General features: G+C 58.2%; 18 protein-coding genes and 5 pseudogenes. 12 read left to right on the forward strand and 11 right to left on the reverse strand.

All coding sequences use genetic code 11. The annotated features are described in order from the left end of the window. Nucleotides 1-141: 141 nt before the first annotated feature. The 5 genes from mctS (at nt 142) to AS026_RS12245 (ending at nt 5,625) form a co-directional block, all read left to right on the forward strand. Nucleotides 142-1,527: a two-component system sensor histidine kinase MctS gene (gene mctS / locus AS026_RS12225; RefSeq protein ID WP_062369736.1), complete on the forward strand. Its 1,386-nt coding sequence runs from the start codon at nt 142-144 to the stop codon at nt 1,525-1,527. Beyond that, nucleotides 1,524-2,171, forward strand: a complete 648-nt coding sequence (mctR, locus tag AS026_RS12230) for a two-component system response regulator MctR (protein WP_062369737.1) — start codon at nt 1,524-1,526, stop codon at nt 2,169-2,171. The genes mctS and mctR overlap by 4 nt, the downstream gene beginning before the upstream one ends. A gap of 119 nt (nt 2,172-2,290) precedes the next feature. Beyond that, a complete protein-coding gene (locus AS026_RS12235) occupies nt 2,291-2,839 on the forward strand; it encodes a TRAP transporter small permease subunit (protein ID WP_062369738.1) in 549 nt (182 codons plus the stop codon). Nucleotides 2,840-2,854: 15 nt separating this feature from the next. Then, on the forward strand, nt 2,855-4,435 hold the full coding sequence (locus AS026_RS12240; RefSeq protein ID WP_062369739.1) for a TRAP transporter large permease: 1,581 nt from the start codon (nt 2,855-2,857) through the stop codon (nt 4,433-4,435). A 74-nt stretch (nt 4,436-4,509) separates the two neighbouring features. Beyond that, nucleotides 4,510-5,625: a TRAP transporter substrate-binding protein gene (locus tag AS026_RS12245; RefSeq protein ID WP_062369740.1), complete on the forward strand. Its 1,116-nt coding sequence runs from the start codon at nt 4,510-4,512 to the stop codon at nt 5,623-5,625. 411 nt (nt 5,626-6,036) lie between these two features. Here AS026_RS12245 and AS026_RS12250 read toward each other — a convergent pair whose 3' ends face one another. Beyond that, nucleotides 6,037-6,429, reverse strand: coding sequence for a hypothetical protein (locus tag AS026_RS12250; RefSeq protein WP_062369741.1), 393 nt, complete (start codon nt 6,427-6,429; stop codon nt 6,037-6,039). A 1,196-nt stretch (nt 6,430-7,625) separates the two neighbouring features. Between AS026_RS12250 and AS026_RS43990 the strand changes: the two genes are divergently transcribed. After that, a complete protein-coding gene (locus AS026_RS43990) occupies nt 7,626-8,117 on the forward strand; it encodes a Na+/H+ antiporter NhaA (RefSeq protein WP_062369742.1) in 492 nt (163 codons plus the stop codon). Nucleotides 8,118-8,203: 86 nt separating this feature from the next. Further along, nucleotides 8,204-8,440, forward strand: a complete 237-nt coding sequence (locus tag AS026_RS43995; RefSeq protein WP_280950877.1) for a Na+/H+ antiporter NhaA — start codon at nt 8,204-8,206, stop codon at nt 8,438-8,440. A gap of 183 nt (nt 8,441-8,623) precedes the next feature. Here the strand turns inward: AS026_RS43995 and AS026_RS12260 are convergent, their stop codons facing one another. The 3 genes from AS026_RS12260 to AS026_RS44505 all read right to left on the reverse strand — a co-directional run bounded on the left by AS026_RS12260 (nt 8,624) and on the right by AS026_RS44505 (nt 11,183). Then, nucleotides 8,624-8,911 (reverse strand): YciI family protein, encoded by a 288-nt coding sequence (locus AS026_RS12260; RefSeq protein ID WP_062369802.1) that lies wholly within the window; start codon nt 8,909-8,911, stop codon nt 8,624-8,626. A 144-nt stretch (nt 8,912-9,055) separates the two neighbouring features. After that, entirely contained in the window at nt 9,056-9,637 is a 582-nt protein-coding gene (locus AS026_RS12265; protein WP_062369803.1) for a TetR/AcrR family transcriptional regulator, read from the reverse strand. Between the two features lie 1,108 nt (nt 9,638-10,745). Beyond that, on the reverse strand, nt 10,746-11,183 hold the full coding sequence (locus tag AS026_RS44505) for a hypothetical protein (RefSeq protein WP_062369743.1): 438 nt from the start codon (nt 11,181-11,183) through the stop codon (nt 10,746-10,748). Between the two features lie 416 nt (nt 11,184-11,599). Between AS026_RS44505 and AS026_RS12275 the strand changes: the two are divergent. Next, nucleotides 11,600-13,121 (forward strand): annotated as a pseudogene (locus AS026_RS12275) (amino acid permease). 103 nt (nt 13,122-13,224) lie between these two features. Here AS026_RS12275 and AS026_RS44510 read toward each other — a convergent pair. Then, nucleotides 13,225-13,551 (reverse strand): annotated as a pseudogene (locus AS026_RS44510) (SulP family inorganic anion transporter); the annotation flags it as partial. 182 nt (nt 13,552-13,733) lie between these two features. On the opposite strand from AS026_RS44510, the pseudogene AS026_RS43295 reads away from it, so the two are divergent. Continuing rightward, a pseudogene (locus AS026_RS43295) lies at nt 13,734-14,140 on the forward strand (ABC transporter ATP-binding protein/permease); the annotation flags it as partial. 130 nt (nt 14,141-14,270) lie between these two features. Here AS026_RS43295 and AS026_RS43300 read toward each other — a convergent pair. The 4 genes from AS026_RS43300 to AS026_RS44515 form a co-directional block, all read right to left on the reverse strand. Then, nucleotides 14,271-14,540: a hypothetical protein gene (locus AS026_RS43300; protein WP_062369745.1), complete on the reverse strand. Its 270-nt coding sequence runs from the start codon at nt 14,538-14,540 to the stop codon at nt 14,271-14,273. Nucleotides 14,541-14,562: 22 nt separating this feature from the next. After that, a complete protein-coding gene (locus AS026_RS43305; RefSeq protein WP_062369746.1) occupies nt 14,563-15,015 on the reverse strand; it encodes a helix-turn-helix domain-containing protein in 453 nt (150 codons plus the stop codon). Nucleotides 15,016-15,194: 179 nt separating this feature from the next. Continuing rightward, nucleotides 15,195-15,458: a DUF5372 family protein gene (locus AS026_RS41170; protein ID WP_100248155.1), complete on the reverse strand. Its 264-nt coding sequence runs from the start codon at nt 15,456-15,458 to the stop codon at nt 15,195-15,197. Further along, the gene (locus AS026_RS44515) at nt 15,455-15,679 is read right to left on the reverse strand and encodes a hypothetical protein (protein WP_062369747.1); all 225 of its coding nucleotides are present in this window, start codon (nt 15,677-15,679) and stop codon (nt 15,455-15,457) included. Before AS026_RS44515 ends, AS026_RS41170 begins: the two co-directional genes overlap by 4 nt. Between AS026_RS44515 and AS026_RS39800 the strand changes: the two are divergent. Both AS026_RS39800 and AS026_RS44520 read left to right on the forward strand, forming a co-directional pair. Beyond that, nucleotides 15,660-15,758, forward strand: a pseudogene (locus AS026_RS39800) (IS6 family transposase); the annotation flags it as partial. The gene AS026_RS44515 and the pseudogene AS026_RS39800 sit on opposite strands and share 20 nt — an antisense overlap. 58 nt (nt 15,759-15,816) lie before the next feature. After that, nucleotides 15,817-16,446, forward strand: a pseudogene (locus AS026_RS44520) (transposase); the annotation flags it as partial. Between the two features lie 164 nt (nt 16,447-16,610). Here the strand turns inward: AS026_RS44520 and AS026_RS12300 are convergent. Next, nucleotides 16,611-17,405 (reverse strand): class I SAM-dependent methyltransferase, encoded by a 795-nt coding sequence (locus AS026_RS12300; RefSeq protein ID WP_062369748.1) that lies wholly within the window; start codon nt 17,403-17,405, stop codon nt 16,611-16,613. A gap of 76 nt (nt 17,406-17,481) precedes the next feature. On the opposite strand from AS026_RS12300, the gene AS026_RS12305 reads away from it, so the two are divergent. Then, the gene (locus AS026_RS12305) at nt 17,482-18,660 is read left to right on the forward strand and encodes an AraC family transcriptional regulator (RefSeq protein WP_245307455.1); all 1,179 of its coding nucleotides are present in this window, start codon (nt 17,482-17,484) and stop codon (nt 18,658-18,660) included. 491 nt (nt 18,661-19,151) lie between these two features. On the opposite strand, the gene AS026_RS12310 is transcribed toward AS026_RS12305, so the two are convergent. Continuing rightward, nucleotides 19,152-19,754: LysR family substrate-binding domain-containing protein (locus AS026_RS12310; RefSeq protein WP_063805922.1), on the reverse strand; the 603-nt coding region annotated here is incomplete at its 5' end.

Genomic DNA, 19,754 nt, shown 5'->3' on the forward strand with positions numbered 1-19,754 from the left:
TAGTGGGAGAACACGTCCTTCCTCTCAACGACCATAGTGCATGCTTTTCGGCCAGCAGCCTTTTGCCAAGCCATTCATGCAAGCCCTTGAGGTGCGCCCACGCGCTGGATTAAGCTCGTCATAACATGGGAGGGGCTTTTCTTGCAGCTTCGTCATCAAATTCTGGCACTTGCCATTCTTCCGCTTGTCCTGACGATCACCTTGATCACCGCCTTTACGACGTGGCAATCATCGACATTGGCCGAGAGCAGTATTTCCACGTTTGAGCGCAACATGCTCCGTGCCAAGGAAACCGAGCTTCTCAACCTCACGAATCTCGCGCTTTCCGCGATCAAGGATGTCTACGAAAAAGCCGATGCCAACGATGAGAGCGCTAAGGAACAGGTAAAGCAAATCCTCACCTCCCTGGATTATGGGCAGGACGGCTATTTCTTTGTCTATGACTACGACGGCAACAGCATCGTCCATCCCCGTCAGTCGTTTCGGCCTGGCCGCAATTGGCTCGCTCTCGTCGATCCCGACGGCGATCAGGTTATTGCCAACCTGATTGCGAAGGCGAAAGAGGGCGGTGGATTGCACCAGTACAAATGGGAAAAGCCATCTTCAGGAGTGATGGCGGATAAACTGTCCTTCGCCGCCGGTCTCGACAAATGGCATTGGATGATCGGGACCGGAGTTTATCTCGACGATGTGTTTGCCCAGACTGCGACAGCCAAGGCGGACTTGAAGAAGAGTATTCGCCGCACGTTTGTTATCGTCACATTGATTTCTGTCCCTTCAGTTCTTCTCGTATTCGTCACCTGCATGTGGATCACATTTCACGAGCGGCGCATGGCAGACGGGAAGCTGAAGCTTTTGACTCAACGGATCATCGACACGCAGGAGGAGGAACGCGCGAGGCTTGCCCGCGAACTTCACGACGGTGTTTCACAGAATCTGGTAGGGGTTCGCTATTCATTCGATCTCGCGTCGCGAAAGGTAAAGGCAGGTGCGGCCGACGCCGATGCTGCAATCGATCGAGGGATCGATGCACTCAACGATGCGATCAAGGAAGTCAGGGAGCTCTCGCACGAATTGCGGCCACGGATGCTCGATGATCTTGGCTTGACGGCTGCGCTCACCTCGCTTGGCAGTCACTTCGAACAGCGGACGGGAATCCCGGTCTCAGTCGAACCGTTGGGCTACGACTCGCTTAAACCGGAAGCAAATACGGCCCTTTACCGGATCGCGCAGGAGGCGCTTGCTAATGTCGAGCGGCATGCCAGTGCCTCACGGGTCAGGATCAGGATCTGGAGCACGAAGGGACGTGTGCGGATGGCGATTTCTGATAACGGAAATGGCTTCACGAAGAAGACCGATGCGGCGAGCGCGAATTATTCGGGCGGGTTGGGTCTCAGGAACATGCAGGAAAGAATGGCCCATTTTCGTGGGATACTGCTCATTCAGACGGACGAAAGCGGTACGACCCTGACGGCGATGTTTCCGAAGTCGGCAAATGCAACGACGAAGCCCCCGAAGGCAGCATGAACAACGACCGATCGATTTCCGTCCTGCTTGTCGACAACCACCCGCTTGTGCTCGAAGGCTTGCGTGCGGTCCTTGAAACCTACGAACACATAAGGGTTGTCGGCACGGCCGGCGGAGTAACGCAGGGTTTGGAGCTTGCCGCAGTCGAAATGCCCGACATCGTGCTTTTGGACATCAACATGCCGAAGATCAGCGGCATTGATGCCATCGAACTGTTCAGGAGTGCTCTCCCCTCGACGAAGGTGCTGATGTTGTCCATGCATGACAACCGCGAATATATTTCCGCTTCCATCCTCAGAGGCGCGACCGGCTACATTCTCAAGGACGTGCCCAACGAAGAGATTGTCGCAGCCATCGAAACCGTTGCCGCGGGGCGCACCTATTTTTCCACCGGTGTCTCGGACGTTCTCTTGCAGCGACAGCAAAAGGCAAAAAACGAACTGCTTCCGATCACGCCACGCGAGCGCGAGATCCTGGCTCTTCTTGCCGCCGGCCACAGCAATCGGGCTATTGCGGGACAGCTAGATCTGTCCGTCGGCACGATCGAAACCCACCGCAAGACCATCAAACGAAAGCTTGGTCTATCTACGACCGCGGAATTGACGCGGATCGCCATCGAACACGGGCTGCTGGAAGCCGATTGATTGCCATACCCACTACTGGGTAGTCGTCATACGATTACCTTTTTCCATTATTGCGTCCCCTAATCACAGTCCGTAGGTCTCCTTGGCGGTCGCTGCTTGCGGCCTCGGGGAGGAACTTCATGGCCGGACTTCTAGCGCTTTCGCGCGCGATAGACGCGATCAACACATTTTTCGGAAAAACTGTCTCCTGGCTTCTGCTTCTGGCGGTGCTGATCAGCGCAATCAACGCGACGACGCGCAAACTGTTCAATCTCAGCTCTAACGCCTGGCTCGAGGCGCAATGGTATCTCTTCTCCGCTGCCTTTCTGGTCGCGGCCGCCTGGACGCTGATGAGCAATGAGCATGTCAAGGTCGACCTGGTATATGGTCATCTCTCCCGCCGGACGCAGCTCTGGATCGAAGTTCTCGGGACGATTTTCTTTCTGTTCCCCTTCTGCCTGATCACCATCTACCTCTCCTGGCCGACGGTGGTCGAGAAATTCTCGACCGGAGAAATATCCAACAATACCGGCGGGCTCATCCTTTGGCCTGTCTGGGCGATGATCCCCTTCGGCTTCGGTCTTCTGGCCCTTCAGGGCGTCTCGGAACTCATCAAGCGGATCGCGATCCTACGAGGCGACATGCCCGATGCGATCGCCCTCGCTGACGCCGAAGCACAGACACTCTAAGCCCGGATCGCCATCATGTTTGCATTCTTCGCGGAAAATCTCGCGCCGATCATGTTTCTCTCGCTGATCGTCGTACTCCTCATCGGCTATCCGGTAGCCTTCGCGCTTGCCTTCGTCGGCTTCATCTTCGGGTTTGTTGGTATTGAAATGGGACTTCTGCCCGTCAATCTCTTCGGCGCTATCCCGGACCGATTTTTCGGACAAATGTCGAACGAGACACTGCTTGCGATCCCGTTTTTCACCTTCATGGGATTAATTCTTGAACGAAGCGGCATGGCCGAGGATCTGCTCGACACAATCGGACAGCTGTTCGGTCCGGTTCGCGGCGGCCTGGCTTTCGCCGTCATCTTTGTCGGTGCGATCCTTGCCGCCACAACCGGCGTCGTTGCCGCATCCGTCATCTCGATGGGCCTGATCTCTCTTCCGATCATGTTGCGCTATGGCTATGACCGACGTGTCGCCGCAGGAACGATCGCAGCCTCCGGTACGCTGGCGCAGATCGTTCCGCCAAGCCTCGTCCTCATCATTCTCGCCGACCAGCTTGGCCGCTCCGTCGGCGACATGTATAAGGGCGCGCTCGTCCCGGGGCTTCTCCTCGTTGCCGCTTACGCCGCCTACATCATCACGATGTCAATCATCCGGCCGCCAAGCGTGCCGGCACTGCCCGCCGAGGCGCGCACGATGAAAGGCTGGAAGCTTCTGCAGCGCGTCATCATCTCGCTCGTCCCGCCGCTCGTCCTGATCTTCCTTGTTCTCGGTACGATTTTCATCGGCCTGGCAACGCCGACAGAAGGCGGCGCGATGGGCGCGGTTGGCGCGCTCGCGCTCGCCGCCCTCAATCGTCGTCTCGATCTGAAGATGATCAAGTCCGCGCTGTATGCAACGGCGAAGCTTTCCTCGTTCGTGATCTTCATCCTGCTCGGTGCACGTGTCTTCTCTCTTACCTTCTACGGCGTCAACGGCCACGTCTGGGTCGAGCATCTGATGACATCGATTCCCGGCGGCAAGGTCGGCTTTCTCATCGTCGCCAACCTCCTGGTCTTTTTCCTGGCCTTCTTTCTCGACTATTTCGAGCTGGCCTTCATCATCATTCCGCTGCTTGCACCCGTCGCCGATAGCCTCGGCATCGACCTGATCTGGTTCGGTGTGATGCTGGCGATCAACATGCAGACCTCGTTCATGCATCCCCCCTTCGGGTTTTCGTTGTTCTACCTGCGCTCGGTGGCTCCAACGCGGGCCTATAAAGACAGGATCACCGGCCAGACGATCCAGCCGGTTACCTCCGGCCAGATCTACATGGGTGCCCTTCCCTATCTCGGTATCCAGCTTGCCATGGTGATCATCGTCATCGCCTTCCCGCAGCTGGTCACGCACTACAAATCCGGTCAGGTCGCCGTCGATCCGTCCACGATCGAGCTCAACGTGCCGATGCCGGGCGAGGATGGGGCCAATCCCTTTGGTACCCCCGCAGCACCGTTCGGGTCCGAACCGTCCACGGACGAAACCTCACCGCCTGCGCTCGACACACCGGCACCTGACTTTGGATCCCCGACGCCGAGCTTCGGCGCGCCGGAGCAGAACGGAAGCAATCCCTGAATGTCAGGCAACGGACACACACAAGATCGCTGTCGCAATCGAGCGGCGGTGCCATACAACCGAGGAGGAAGACCATGACGACAGACCAAGGCCGCAGAAACTTTTTGACGAAAGGCGCGCTGGCCGGCGCTGCAACCGTTGCCGGTGCATCACTTTCCGCCCCCGCGGTCGCGCAGAGCACCCCGACAATCCGCTGGCGCCTGACGTCGGGCTTTCCAAACAACCTCGACACGATCTATGGCGGCGCGGTGGTGATGGCCGATGCCCTGAACAAGATCACTGAGGGCAAGTTCCAGATCCAGGTCTTCCAGGCAGGCGAGCTTGTGCCAGGTGCCCAGGCGATTGACGCCGTCAAGGCAAACACGGTCGAGCTTGCCCATACCTGCGGTTACTATTTCACGGGCAAGGATCCAACCTTTGCCATAGGCTCCACCATCCCCTTCGGCCTGAACGGTCGTCAGCAGAACGCCTGGCTCTATCATGGCGGCGGCAACGAGGCTTATAACGAGTTCCTGTCCGACTACGGTGTCGTCGGCATTCCCGGTGGCGCGACCGGTGCGCAAATGGGTGGTTGGTTCCGAAAGGAAATCAAATCGGTTGCCGATTTGAAGGGTGTCAAGATGCGGATCGCGGGCGTTGCCGGCGAAGTCATGTCACGCCTCGGCGTCGTCCCGCAGCAGCTACCGGGTGGCGACATCTACCCGGCTCTCGAGCGTGGCACCATCGACGCCGCCGAATGGATCGGACCCTACGACGATGAGAAGCTCGGTTTTTACCAGATCGCCCAGAACTACTACTACCCGGCCTATTGGGAAGGCGGTCTGACGATCCATTTCTTCATTAACAAGGCGCAGTATGATGGCTTGCCCGATGCCTACAAGGTCGCGCTGGATACCGCTTGCAAGGCGGCAAACGTCAACATGCAAGCGCTTTACGACGTGAAGAATACTGCGGCGATCCGATCCCTCGTCGGCAAGGGCATCAAGCTGCGTCCCCTTCCGCGCGACGTGATGGATGCAGCCTACAAGGCTTCCTTCGAGCTTTACAGCGAATACGGCCAGAAACATCCAGCCTGGGCAAAGATCTATCCTGGCTGGAAAAAGTTCCGCGACGAGAGCTTTGAATGGTTCCGCGTCGCCGAATACAGCTACGACAGCTACATGTATGCCGCCCAGGCGGCTAAGAAATAGTGAGAGAGTTGGAGCCGGGGTCCATCCCGGCTCTTCACTTTTGCAGTTGGCGGCCTGGCGGCGTCCACATTCATGCCCCTGCTCCCGTCGCTCCGCAACTGGTGGCTCCAGCCAAAACTCATCCCGGCAATTTAAACAACTTCAGGGAGGTCGTCATTCAGGTGCAATCAGGGCTGACGGTTCATGGCTAATATGCCGGGTCGATGCGGAAATGCGTGCGGCTCTGGGCGAGATGCAGAAGGACAACAATCTAAAAACCACGGGCACGATTACCACCGAAGTGCTGGATGCATTCAGCATCGTGGCGCGATAGTTCCGTTCCTACCGGCGGACTTCTCTGAATCGCACCTGCATGGACGGCAAAGATGAAATTCCTATTGGGGCCGTCCTTCCGCCGCGCACTTCCCTGCCTCAGGCACGCCGCGCGTAGCCTTTGAGACTTAGGAAAGCGCCCAACGCACCGATGAACAGTGCCACCCCTATGACGGCGGCACGACCACTATAGACGGTCGAACCTGCGGCGATTGCGATCTGCGGCAGGACAATCCGGATAACCCCACCGATTGTCATCAGCCAGCCGAGCACCGTAATGATCACTCGCCAGTCCATCTGCCATCTATTGTGCAGATTTACGATTGTGAGGCCAGCAAGCAGAGACAATACCCCGGACAGGTAGAACAGGAGGCCAAAGTGCAGTGCCTCCGCGATCATGGTCTCATACATGCCGACGTTGATCAGCATTCCGAGTGAGACCGCCGCAAATGTCGGTCCAAGGAGCCTGGCAACAAGTAACGATCGATCCAAGAGGCACCTCCATCTCCGCTGCACGCTATAGTCCGCAAACCGGCAGCCAGTGAGTTATCCTTTACCGTGCATCGCTTCCTCGGACCTATGGTACGGATCGAGCGTCGCGGCCGACCGCAGAACGCTGACGTGAAAGTGCCAGCGCCAAAACACATCCAACGATGTCGATCGATGTCGCAAGTGCCGTAGGGCGATTACTGGGATCGAATGCGAGCCCAATGGCGGCACCCCGGCCCTTCCCCTGTTGTGACGGGCCAAAAGTCAAAGCGCGATGCCAAGGAAGACTGAGAGCTCCGGCGGATCGCGGTCAGAAAAGCTAGGCTCGACGACCCGATGGCCTTTAAAACGGCGAAGGATCAGTTCCTGCCTCAACGTTGGCTGGCGTCTTCGCAACTCGATCCGGCTGCGGAATTGGCACTTCTCTCAGCCCGGCATGCCATCGTCGTTATCGCAATCGTCATTCAGGAACGCCCTTATAAAAAGGAGCTAGGGAGTGTTGCAAGCGCCCAACCCTCTGGGGTAGCTTGCCGAAAAATCAAGCATCGTTGGATTACACCATGGACTTTAAAAGAAAATGGCGGGCTTACCTGGTCGGCGGCGCTCTCGTGCTCATTGCACTGGCCCAGTTTGCGGTGGTCGGCGCCGGGGCGGCGGGATGGTTCAACCACCATTGACGACCATCGTTGCAAACCGCTTTCGGCACATGTGTCGCCAATTGCGGTGTTGTTTTCGGTGGGATTTGTGCGAAGGCACTTATCGCACCTGCGCGAACTTCGTCGAGCGGGGGCCGTATTCTAACGAGGACTCATAAGGCGGTCGCAGGATTTACACGGGGGCGGCGTGACTGTGTGACCGATGGAACGGGCCAGGTACCAATGAACGCGACCCCCACAAGAGCTATCGTGATCCAGCGAAAAGACGTGCCGTCCTGTGGGTTTGAGCAAGCAAGGCCCGTGACGACGCCGAGCGTTGCTTAGGAGAGGTCAGCACAACGCAAGCGGCTCCAGCTGCCAAATTCGATCGGACTTGAAATAATTGTGGTCGGCGGAGGTATCAAGCCTTGGTTACGGCGCGAAATTATAGTGCCTATTTCGCTGGGAAAATGCCGCCCTAACTCTTAGATAGGCTGTTGCGCGCCCGGGATTCCCCCTAATCGACGGAGACTGAGATCAACCTTTTCTCACGGGAGAGAACCCATGTCTAAAACCGTCCATGGCCGCATCAGATCCACACTGCGCCAGTTTCTCGACAGAGAGGCGTCCGATGGGTTGATCCTTATACCCACAGCGGTGCTGGCGATCCTGATCGCGAATTCGCCGGCCGCCGAAACCTATTTCCACGCGCTGCACATCCACCTCGGCCCGCTCAGCGTCCAGCATTGGATCAACGACGCTCTCATGAGCGTCTTCTTTCTGCTGGTGGGCCTTGAGATCAAACGGGAAATGCCGGACGGGCAACTGTCGAGTTGGAGCCGCCGGGTATTGCCAGGCGCCGCTGCGGCTGGCAGGAATGGCCTTGCCCGCGGTGATCTATCCCGGCCTTACCCTTGGCGACCTAGGTGCAAGCGAGGCTGGGCCATTCCGACCGACATCGTATTCGCTCTGAGTCTCCTTTCGCCGCTGGGAGACAGAGTACCGGCTTCGCTGAAGATATTCCTACCAGCTTTAGCTATTATCGACGACCTGTGAGCGGTGATCGTCATCGCAATTGTCTACACCTCCGATCTCGATTTCTTCGCCCTGGCCGCCGCCGGGTCGTGTCGGGTGCTCTCTTTGTGCTGAACCGGTCCGGGGTAAGGAACATCTGGATCTATCTTGGGCCGGGGGTACTTCTGTGGATTGCCGTATTTCTGTCTGGCGTCGACTCGACGCTGGCCGGGGTGCTTGGGACGGTTGCGATTCTGGTCAGGGCCGGACTTGCCCATCGTGGCCCCGATGGGAGGCGTCTCCCTTCTTTCCAGCCGAGCGGCCCGTGCGCGCCTACCAGGTGTTCGACGCTGACGGGCGGATGAAGCCATCGCCTACTACGACCGTGTCGTCGACGTCTGCGAGGAAGCCAAGTGAAATTCACGCTACTGACACGCGATGCCTCGGCTCATCTGACCGCCGCACCACGGGCAGCGCGACTTGCCGTCCGGACCGAATATCGTTGCGCTCATAAGTCTGCCGTTGGATTGGAAGGATGAGACACACGCTCAGCCGTGCAGAAATTCCAGCCGCTCATCGACCTTCGTCGGTGTGATCTCGAGAATTTCCGCCGTGACGACCTTCTCTGCCACGAAGGGATCATCATTCACCCGGCTCTCCAGGTCCGACAGGGTCGTATTGTGTGCCAGGATCCCGCCGCCCCTGTTTGGCTGAAGACCGCCAACCAGCAAGAAAATGCCGTCTTGCAAGCCGCGTTGGATCCAAGCCTTGTGGTCGTCCATGAACTGGCCGGCCTGGGCCTTGTTTTCAGAAAATTTAAGCAGCACGACGAACATATTCGCTCCTTCTGCATCATAGTGGATGCACATGCAAAGTGCGCGGTTGCCGGGTCCTCATGTCTTTGCCACATTCCGGCTGGACACAGTTCCGCTTCCGCTGATTTTTCTTGGGCTAGCGCCCTATGGGCCAGCCCGTTTGCGCTATTCAGGCGCGGCACCCGCTGCATACAATCTCAGCCAACCATACATCTGCTCGACCTCCTGCCTCAGGAACTCCTCGTCCTGAAAAGCATTGGACAGCGTCGCGACCCCTTGACTGCGGGCGAGAAGGTGCATCGCAAGTAGATCGGCGTCGGCCTGACGGCCGAGTGCCTCGAATTGCCTGCGAAGCCAGGTCCTGAACAGCATGAGCAGCCGGTTGGCGTCACCTCTTGCGGCATGATTGAGTTTCGCAAGCTCACTCGTCAGCGTGCCGATCGGACAGCCGTAGCGCTTAATTTTCGCTCCGTTGACGATCAGGATATCGATGAAACTCCGGATGCGATCCTCCGGCGTTTCCCCCTCGATCTCCCATCGCTCGAGCATGGCCTTCCTGTCCGCTAGACGCTTGTTGATCACCGCGTCCAGGATTACATCCTTGGATTTGAAGTGATGATAAAAGTTGCCACGCGAGATCTTCACGACATCGGCAATGTCAGCAAATGACGTGTGCTCGTAGCCTTGCCTGTAGAACAGATCATCGGCGGCCTCGATGATCTCGTCGCGGGTTGTTTTGTTGCTGATCACTCCATCCTCGGAGCGACGACAGGTCGGTTGGTGAAGGCCAAGTCGCCCAACTTTAACGGCTCGAACAAATCGACAGGCATAGTCTTCACCCCAAGTGACATGCGACAACTAGGACGCTTGTCCTATTCACCCTTTAGGGCGACCGTCCTAGATTGTCAACCGTCAGATCAAACCCGGTATCGTTGTGTTGGCATGCCCCGTATTGTGTTGAACAGCTCGCGATCGCCCCAAGCCGCCGCTCGAGCAGATGTAGTCAAAGTGTGCCGCCGCCATCAGGTGTGCCTATCGTCGACGGAAAGCCTCTGCCGGACCGCCAGCGTTGCGGTCCTATCAGAAGCCTCCGAGCCGTCAGGCATGACACACCGTGCGAACGTATTCGGAAAGGACCGGGTCAGCGGCAAGTCGATCCTGAAACGTCTCTTCGGCCACGTGGCCACAACGATACTCGTTTAGAAGTTGTCGTTGCTCATCGCATAGGGGTGGAAGCTGACGCGAACTGTAAGGTTCTTGAGCCCTTGAGGGCTCCATTCGCTTCTCCATCCCTTTATCAACCGCTACAGGAAACATTCCGATCTCCCTTCAACGACGTAGGAGAACCATCACTCCACAAGGTTCAGTCTCGATTGGCATGCGCGGCCCCGAGATCAGTGACGCATCTCGTAACAGTCACACTGCGCAGAGCGGATAGATCCTAGCACTAAATGCATCGTTAGAAATACATCACATAATGATATATATGCTCTCATAAGGAACTCCACCGTATCAATCAAGCGAACGTGACAGCTTCTCGACGTAAGTCAGGACAGTGCAGGAGACGGTGTTCGTCCGATTGGAATTGGGTTGGGATCGACGGCTGAAGGACAAACCCGCGCTGCGCGGCCGAACTCAGCGCCGACCGGCTAATCGGGATGAAAGATTTGCCGGTGGCAAGCGCCGACGCCAGCGAGAGAGAATAAAGGAAACCATCATGGCAGTTATTCGGACATCGGTTCTAACGACTATCCGGCCGTGGGCATCGCCTACGTGAAAACCTTCTAATTCCCAATAAGGAGCCGATATGGCCGAAGCTCGAGGCGTGGATCAGCGCCATTGTCAACGAAGCCGACTACCGGAGCAGGAGTGCATCCCAAAGCATGGCCCAAAGACCAGGGCTCGGCCTTGCGGCGCGCCGAAGACTTTTAGCAGCGATACCGGAGCGCACTGTCGCACCGGAATGGCAACTGCAGACAAACCCATGCAATTGCCAATCGGTCAGCTCAAAAAACCGTTTTGCCTCGCCGTAGGAGTCATCCTTCAGTCCTTCCGCACGAAAGACGGCATCTTCGTATGCCACAGCCATCGGAGAATCCGCGCATCGCATCCGATCGCGTACGGAAGGCGGTTGACACTCTGTCTCGGGAAGTGTTCGCAGGCGTCGATCGGGCTCCCTCTCCAAAAGTTCCGCCCATCGCACGAGCCGTGCTTCGCGCGTGGTCGAAAAGTCTTGGAAGTTTGTATGGATCCCGGCAGTGCTCCGCAGCGCGTCAAGCGTGTGGTGCTTCATCGTAGCCTCCTCTAATTCCACGCCATAGGTGACAAATATCGCGGTTCTGAGCGCAGGCAAGTCGGGCCATACGAAATCCCCCAGAAGAGAAAGTAGGGATGAGTTTACATTTGACAAAGTTTGCGACTGAGCTTGGATTAAATGCTAATATAGATGAGAATACGGAGGTTTGCCGGGGGCGCCTTTCCGGGTGGCAGAAGACGGACGCTGCCCAACGCCTGTTCGGTTGAACGGAAAACGAGGGGCGACAGATTTGATCCCCCGCCGCCATAGTGCATCACGCTTGCGACTACACCCCGTCAGCATAGTTGGCTTCGACCACCGGCGGCGACGCAGTGCACACGGCGTATTTCATGCGGTCTTACCTGCGCGGCAACAAAAATGCTGCAGTAGAATCCTGTTCGGAGGCAACGGCGATGGCCAACGATAGCAAGCACGAAGGCGGAGTGATCTACCACATACCCGGTCAGGAGTATTTCGACGTCCGCGGATTGAGGCGCCACGCTGGTGTCTTCTCGCTTTGGGCTTTGGGCGTCGGCGCTGTCATCTCCGGTGACTTCTCCGGCTGGAATCTGGGCTTTGCCGTCGGCGGTTGGGGCGGCCTGTTCATCGGCACGGTTCTGATCACCGTCATGTATCTCGGCCTCACCTACTCGATCGCCGAAATGAGCCCGGCATTGCCGCACACCGGTGGCGCCTATTCCTTCGCACGGACGGCTTTCGGGCCGTGGGGCGGCTTCATCACCGGTGTTGCGGAAAACATTGAATACGTGCTGACGCCAGCGGTTGTGGTATTTTTCATAGGTTCGTATTTGACCGGGATTTTTCGAAACCTCTCAAAGCTTCCAACCTATCTGGTGGCTTATCGGCTACATCGTTTTCGTGGGCTTGAACGTGCGCGGGGTCGAACTCTCGTTTAACGTGACGGTGATCGTCACGATAATCGCCCTTGCCATCCTCGTCTTCTTCTTCGTGAGCGCTATTCCGCTCATCGACTTTGGCAAGTACGCAATGAACATCGGCGTCGATCCGGCGACCGGTGCAGCCGTCGAGCTTTCGGAGGGGGGCGGACCGTTCCTGCCATTTGGCATCTATGGCGTTCTGGCTTCGATGCCCTTCGCCGTCTGGCTGTTCCTGGCCATCGAGCAACTGCCGCTCGCGGCCGAGGAGTCCGTCGACCCGAGGCGCGACATGCCTCGAGGTATAATGCTCGGCATGTTCACACTGATTGCCACAGGCTTCCTGGTGCTGATCATCAATCCAGCTATTCCGAGCGGGGCGTTCAAGCTCGGTTCTTCGGGAGAACCGATCCTCGACGGCTTCCGTGCTATCTATGGAACGGGTTGGGCAAAGATTCTCGCATTGTTTGCCGTCGCCGGACTGGTCGCCAGCTTCCACGCCATCATCTTCGCCTTCGGACGGCAGATCTATTCACTGTCGCGGGCCGGCTACTTCCCGCATTTTCTCTCAGTGACCCACGGCGAGCACAAGACACCGAACACGGCGTTGATCGCCGGTTCACTCGTCGGCTTCCTCGTGATGCTGGCTGTCTGGTTCACCCAGGGCGGCGAGCAGGCGGGCTCCTTCATCGGCGGCGTGCTTCTGAACATGGCCGTGTTCGGCGCCATGTTCTCATATCTGTTGCAGGGGCTGACGTTCATCCGGCTCCGACGCGCCTTTCCAAACATTGAGCGGCCGTATCGCAGCCCGTTCGGCATGCCGGGTGCGGTCCTCACCGTGGTAATTGCTTTGGTCACGATCTTCTTCCAGCTCACCGATCCGCTCTATCAGAAGGGCATCATCGGCGTAGCAATCTGGTATGCGCTCGCAATCATCTATTTCGCCGCTTATGGCCGCAAGACGCTGGTCTATTCGCCGGAGGAGGAATTTGCGGTCAAGCAGCGTGAAGGTGCAGCGTCGATGAACCGCGACGGCTAACTCTGGTCACTACCAGAACTCCGGTGGCATTGCGACGCGCCTTTGAACTGGGACGACTTGGCCGTCAGACCGGCGGGTCAACATCAGGCATATGGCCGCGAGGGCCGACGGCTGCAAGCGCCACAGAATTCGGGAAGATAATTTGCAAAGTTACCGCAGATGGGTGGCACCTGCGGTAGCGTCAGGAACAGCAGGATGGAATCCTCAAAGGTCGCCAGTAGTGGCACAAATCCACGCCCATCCACCCAGTGACCGCTAGGCTGCCCGCAATCATGAAGTAGGTCGGTCGGTACGCCGGCCAGTTTCGGCAGCTGCACGATGAAGATGAGGGTGGGGAGGGCGTTGACGAAGCCCGTGAACACCGAGCGTGGTACGAACCGCGTTACGCGCCGCCAGATTTTAGCACCCCGGCGGCGACCTGAACCAGCCCACGAGGATCGTCACAGCGTATCAACTTGTTTGTGGTTCAATTGCGACCGGGCCGCTGCTGAGCAGTCGTAGCGCGCCTGAGTGCGCTTCCATTCCTCCATTTAGGGCACCGCCGTCAACAGCGCGACGCCAAGAGAAACCTGCGTTCCACCGATTTCTCCGAAACCATTGAACGAAGGATTTGTCGCCGCGCGTCATATCTTTTCCACAACGCTTCACCGAAAGTGGAGAAAATGGCTCGACCAGTGCTTCAACGACGCCCTTCTCGACGCCAACCACACACATTTCCATCTACAAAGTAGCCGGTCAGACAACTCTGGCGCGAGTTTGCCGGCACCGGACAATATCGATCAGCGGGTACAAGAGTCAATCAAAGGGATGACTGGTGGTGCGCTAGGTCTCGCGATGGGAATCGCTGGCGTCCTTCTCTTATTGATCCTCGTTGGGGGAAAGCTTGTCGAGACCGCGAGCAAAATCCACGGGATGGAATTTTTGGAAGTTACGGTAGCGCTATCCTGGCGGCTGGGGCAAATACGGTCTACGTTCCCCTCAACACACTTATTGCGCTTAATCTCGGCAGCAAGCTCCAATGCGCGGTCCCGCAATGCGTATTGCCGCTTCGTGCTCTCGGTGTTCTCGAACACCTGACGAAGTGAGGACTGGCGGACGTAGAGGAATGCATCGCGCTGCAGGTGATTAGCCCTAATCTTCATGGCATTATCAGTAGACATGGCCTCCTCCTGTCTCTGCCGCCAGCACCATATTGGCGAGTATGTGCACGAGCTGGCGATCGTGCGCGACCAGGGACGTTGTCTTGAGCCGAGGCGTCGACGGCGACCGCGCTATCGCTGGTTCATGCGGCGCGATCAGCACTGCCAGGCCGCGCCACAGTCCGTGAAAGACGATGGCGCCCATGCGCCTGGCGCAAGCCGTACCGCAAACAACATCGGCGTGCAGCGCTTCGTAAACATCCTTGCCGTTCGCCGGCATGGCGATTGCCTGCGTCTGCTCGTCACCGTTCCTTTTTTTTACGCGCTACTGCGCGTTCGATACTGCGAGGATGGACGCTGACGCCCAGTCTCGAATGCACCAGTTCCGCCAGCGAACGGGCCTGCAGTTCACCGTTCGCATCGAGATGCTCCTCGACGAGACGCATGACCTCGCCGGTAAGCTTGTGAGCTGACTTCGGCCCGCGGGTGCGCGGCAAGAGGCCGGCAATGCCATCGCGCTCGAACGCGGCCTCCGCTTGATAGTAGGTCTGCCGAGACAGCCCGAAAAGCGCGGCCGCATCGGCTTTGTTGGTGCCGTCTTGGCGTGCGTGACGAAGCATCTCGTACTTCACTTGCACGAGATCGAGCGGATCGAAGAAACCTGCTTCCCGGAACCAGGGGGCGCGGAGACCCTCGGGTCTGGGGTTGAGAGCGCCCATCTGGCGCAGGCGATCACGCTTGCTTTCTTTGGTCATAGGCGCCTCTGTGTGTAATGTCAAATATGCCGCTGACTGATTTGAGCGTCAATCGAATTATATCGAATATTCGGCCGATTCCTTACATAATCACGACAAATCGCATCATGAGTCTCCCCATAATCGCTTAAGCGGCATAATTATCTTGACATTTTCGGCGTAATTTACTTGAGGCATCTTCACTCTCCATGGCGGTCCTTGATGTGAGCAATCAATGAAGCCAGCGCCAATAGATCGTCCGGGCGCGAGAAGGACCGACCTGCCGCGATCTGCCCGAAAGCGTCGGCATCATCGACATCGGTCCAAGAGGCTGGCAACGAACGCAGTCGTCCTCGGGCGTCGTAGAACATGACGCGGTCTTCGCCCCAGTTCTGCTTTCGTGTCGCGAGAACAAAACGCTCGCCGCGCCAGGGATGAAACGGGTGCGTGACCGCGAACTCTATGCGCGCTCTACTCTCACCTCAAACTGCAGTCTTGGACTTGGAAGGCCAAGGTCGAAGGTAGCGATCTCATCGTCGAGCGCTGGATCCTGGCACGGCTGAGAAACGACCGTTTCTTCAGCCTTGTCGATCTCAACGTGCGGATCAGCCAGCTTCTCGACGATCTCAATAGTCGGCCGATGCGCCGGGTTGGCAAATCCCGGCGGCAGCGAAATGATCCACATGATGCGTAAGCGGCAGGCGAGGTTTGCCTATAATCCTCGTCCGTCAATCGCCGAGCAATTCGAGTTTATTGCTGCCTGAGCCGCTGCGCGCATAGCTCCCCATGCGTGACCTCGATACCGATTTGCGACAAAACCCGATGATCGGCCGGACGGAAAACCGCTTCAGCCTCAAGCCGGACTATGCGACAGCGCCTACGGCTCGGCGGACAACCTCGCCTGGCTGGTCAGGGAAAAGCAGATCGCCCCACATATTCCGGTCTTCGACAGGTCGAACCGGACGGATGGAACCTTCTCGAGCCCCGACTTCGTCTAGGATGGCGAAAACGAACACTACATCTGCCCGGCGGGCAAGGAACTGAAGCAGTTCCATTGGAACTATGAGACGCCGAGAACGGGAATTACGGCCGAAGGCACCCGGCTCTACAGGGTCAGGAAAAGGGATTGTGACGCCTGCGAACTCAAGCCGCGCTACTGCCCGAACATGCCGATGCGCAAGGTACCCAGCGACCTCCACTAGGATGCCCGCGACCCGAGCGCTTGCGCCCACGCCGGACTATGGAAAATCACGGCATCACCGCAAGAAGGTGGAGATCCTGTTCGCCCACCTCAAGCGCATCCTGAAGATGGCGCGTCTGAGATTGCGAGTCCCATGTAGAGCACGCGAACGATCACGTTGGCGAGTTTTTCAGCGATATCAGCGCGCAGGAGACATGACGCTGCCGCGGAGTTCTGCCAGCGTTCGGGCCCGCGCGATGACGCCTTTATGACCGACATGAAGGCACACTCAAGTCGTACGGACTTGTCGCTGGCAACGTCTGCTTTCGGGAAGCGACCAAGCTGATCTCTCCGTCCGGCATGTCCGTTTCGAGGAGTCGCAGGGCCTGTTGCCGCATCCGGAAATGCAGCGGCGATACCTCACGCCGCACTGGGATCAAAATTTGCCCGCGCTGATGATGAGCGCTGGCATGTCGAATTCGATCGCGCCGTCACCGACCAAGAAGGGGCAGAGCGCCGTCTGCGACTCCTTGCGAAGCCGCTCGAATTGTTGGTCATCGAGTATGCCGCCGAGCGTCCACACACAGGCGCGCTCGGTCGATACCAGATCATCTATCGACGCAAAGCGAACTTTGCCATTGCGACGGACGATCTCCGTGCCCGCCAGATTCGCTTCATCGCAGATTCGATTCAGCCGACCGGCATTGCCGAGACTGAAAGGCGCGCGGAAGGCATTGCCGACCTCCTTGCCGAAGAGCCGATCTAGCAACAGCGCAAACGCGGAGTAGCCCGGCGAGTTCTCGACCGCGTCACATACTGCCACCGCCAGGCGGCCGCCCGGCTTCAACACCCGCATCATCTCGGAAATCGCTTTCCGCTTATCCTCGAAGAACATGAAGCCGAACTGACTGACGACCGCATCGAATCTGTTGTCCGGAAAAGGCAGCGACTCTGCCATTCCTTCCATCCATTCGATCGCGGCAGGTTTGGCGCGGGCGACCGCCAGCATATCGGAGTTTGGGTCAAGGCCAACAACCGCGCCCGATGAACCGGCAATTTTCGCCGCCGCCAAGGTCAGGGCGCCGGTTCCGCAAGCGACGTCGAGGACGCGATCGCCCTTGCTCACCCCGGCCTCCGCAGCGACGATCGGTCCCCATTGGGCAAATAGCGCCGGCACGAAGCGGGCGTCATAGATCTCGGCAGGGCTGCGCACATCCTCAAGCGTGTCCATGGCTTTCCTCCACCCCGAAGGTCGGATGCGGGCACATCAGGTGGATATGCCTGCGCCTACAGGATATGCTGCGGCCATGGTACATGCCCATGATCGGACGTCTTTGTCGCTTGCCGCATCGTCCAAGATGCTCGATGCGGGACGGTCCGATCATGCCTCGCCTGCTCCGGCGGCGATAGAGCGGCTGGCCGGCGCCGATCTGCTTTCGGACGTCTTGAGCACGGTCAAGCTGACCGGCGCGCTGTTCTTCATGGTAGATGCGTCCTTTCCCTGGGGTGTGGAAGTGCCCCAGGCGACGGCTTTTTCCCCCATCATCCTGCCACGCGCCCAACACATCGTTTCCTACCACATCATCCTAAAGGGATCGGGTTTTGCGTGCATTCCAGGCGTGACCTCTACATGGTTCGAGGCCGGCGATATCTTGGTGCTGCCGCATGGCGACCCGTATGCCATGCTGAGCGAACCCGGCCAGCCGCCGGAATTCGACATTGCAGCGACGATGAATTTCTTTCGGGACATGGCGGCAGGGAGGCTGCCTTTCACCGTCCGGGAAGGCGGCGGCGGCCATCCGAGTTGCGAATTCGTCTGCGGTTTTCTCGGCTGCGACATGCAGCCCTTCAATCCCCTATTGTCGACCCTGCCGCGCCTGTTACGGATTAGACGCTCGCCGGATGGGCGCGACGGGCTGTTGAGCCACCTGATCGACCTCACGCTAGCCGAGGCGCGCCAGCCACGGGTCGGGGGCAACTCCATACGGCTGAGATTGAGCGAACTGGTCTTCGTGGAGGTGATGCGTCGCCATCTGGAGAACCTGACAAACCGTGATACGGGTTGGCTTTCGGGCCTGCGCGATCCCGCCATCGGCAAGGTCCTTGTCATGTTTCACGAGCAGCCTGCCCATCCGTGGACCCTGAACGAATTGGCACGTCGGGCCTGTATGTCGCGCGCAGCCCTCGCGGCCCGCTTCACCAATCTCGTTGGCCACGCGCCGATGCAGTATCTGACGTTTTGGCGCATGCAGATCGCCGCGCGCCTGCTTGGAGACGGCGCGATGAAGGTGGCCGCCGTCGGTCGCGAGATCGGCTATCAATCCGAGGCTGCCTTCAGTCGGGCCTTCAAAAGGACCGTCGGCGTTTCACCCGCTGTATGGCGCGGGAATGCTGCTGGAGCAAACCGATGCGCGACGACGTCCGCTTCGCGCGCACACAACTCCCCATCACGGCAGCCTCAAGAGGGTTCCCCGAAGACAAGGTAGAACGAAGAGGGGGCGAATTCGTCGTTGGCGATCTCAACTCCCGTCTGCCCAATCAGCACGCCTGCGACCAGGCAACCGGCCGTCTACCCCGATTAGCTCGACCGAGACGATCATCTTCAACTGCCCTGCCAACGAGTGATCCTTTCAGAAAAGGCACCCGATTATCTGAAGATCCTTACCCCACCTTTTTCCCGCTCCCATCGATAATGATCGGTTATCGATGGTAGATCGACAACGCTCGCGAATCTCTCTTGTCAGTCGCCTGAATGAGCGGATTCCCCACAAATCCGGGCGTTTTACATGGAATACCGACATACGCCCCCCCAAGAGAGGCGACAGAGGTTAGGAGTATCTGTGGCTGCAGATGAAACTCATGCCTGCGGCGCGAATCAACAGGTTCAGATGGCAAATCCCCTACATCATCGCGTCTCTCCGAGCGCAACAAAGAGCGGCGGGCAACCGACTCTGCCTCGATCCTTTATTCTATGTTGTCAGCCGCGCCGTGCGAGCGACCGCGCGATGTCGACGATGTCGTCGCGGCCAGCGGTTGGATCCTCTTTACTCCAGGCAATCCCGAGCCCGATCCTAAAGTCGATCCCGCTTACCTTCTTCAACTCAAAGCCGCGATTGGGGAGATCAAGCGTCCATTCCGGGGCAAAGCCGATGCCAAGCCCGGCAGAGACCAGCGACACCAGCGCATAGGTATCATCGCAGCTGAAGGCAATGTTGGCGGTGAGGTCGTATTCGGCGAACTTCTCATTGAAGTAGCGTTCCGAAAACGACAGGTTCTGCCGGGAAAAGGCGATGATCTTCTGAGTGCGCAGATCGTCGATGCTGATCTCCTCCCTACCTGCCAGCGGATTGGCATGGCCGACCGCCAGGTAGTAGCGCTCATGGGCAAGCGAGACGAAGCGCAACGAGCCGATGTTTTCCACCGGGCGGATGAAGCCCAAATTGAGCTGGCCGGTCTCCAGGCCACGAATGATCTCACCGGTATTGCCCGACGCGATATGGATGCGGACATCGGGATACTTGCGGGCGATCTTGGCAAGGAAGGTTGGCAGCATGCCCATGGTGGCCGGGTAGATGCTGCC

It is taken from the genome of Rhizobium altiplani (genome assembly GCF_001542405.1).
Taxonomy (GTDB): domain Bacteria; phylum Pseudomonadota; class Alphaproteobacteria; order Rhizobiales; family Rhizobiaceae; genus Rhizobium; species Rhizobium altiplani.

Coding starts and splice junctions, on each gene's coding strand:
- mctR (WP_062369737.1), top strand. CDS start 1,524: ATGAACAACGACCGATCGATTTCCGTCCTGCTTGTCGACAACCACCCG.
- AS026_RS12235 (WP_062369738.1), top strand. CDS start 2,291: ATGGCCGGACTTCTAGCGCTTTCGCGCGCGATAGACGCGATCAACACA.
- AS026_RS12305 (WP_245307455.1), top strand. CDS start 17,482: ATGGTACATGCCCATGATCGGACGTCTTTGTCGCTTGCCGCATCGTCC.
- AS026_RS43305 (WP_062369746.1), bottom strand. CDS start 15,015: ATGACCAAAGAAAGCAAGCGTGATCGCCTGCGCCAGATGGGCGCTCTC.
- AS026_RS12240 (WP_062369739.1), top strand. CDS start 2,855: ATGTTTGCATTCTTCGCGGAAAATCTCGCGCCGATCATGTTTCTCTCG.
- AS026_RS12300 (WP_062369748.1), bottom strand. CDS start 17,405: ATGGACACGCTTGAGGATGTGCGCAGCCCTGCCGAGATCTATGACGCC.
- AS026_RS43300 (WP_062369745.1), bottom strand. CDS start 14,540: ATGCCGGCGAACGGCAAGGATGTTTACGAAGCGCTGCACGCCGATGTT.
- AS026_RS44505 (WP_062369743.1), bottom strand. CDS start 11,183: ATGAAGCACCACACGCTTGACGCGCTGCGGAGCACTGCCGGGATCCAT.
- AS026_RS43990 (WP_062369742.1), top strand. CDS start 7,626: ATGTCTAAAACCGTCCATGGCCGCATCAGATCCACACTGCGCCAGTTT.
- AS026_RS44515 (WP_062369747.1), bottom strand. CDS start 15,679: ATGTGGATCATTTCGCTGCCGCCGGGATTTGCCAACCCGGCGCATCGG.
- AS026_RS12260 (WP_062369802.1), bottom strand. CDS start 8,911: ATGTTCGTCGTGCTGCTTAAATTTTCTGAAAACAAGGCCCAGGCCGGC.
- AS026_RS12245 (WP_062369740.1), top strand. CDS start 4,510: ATGACGACAGACCAAGGCCGCAGAAACTTTTTGACGAAAGGCGCGCTG.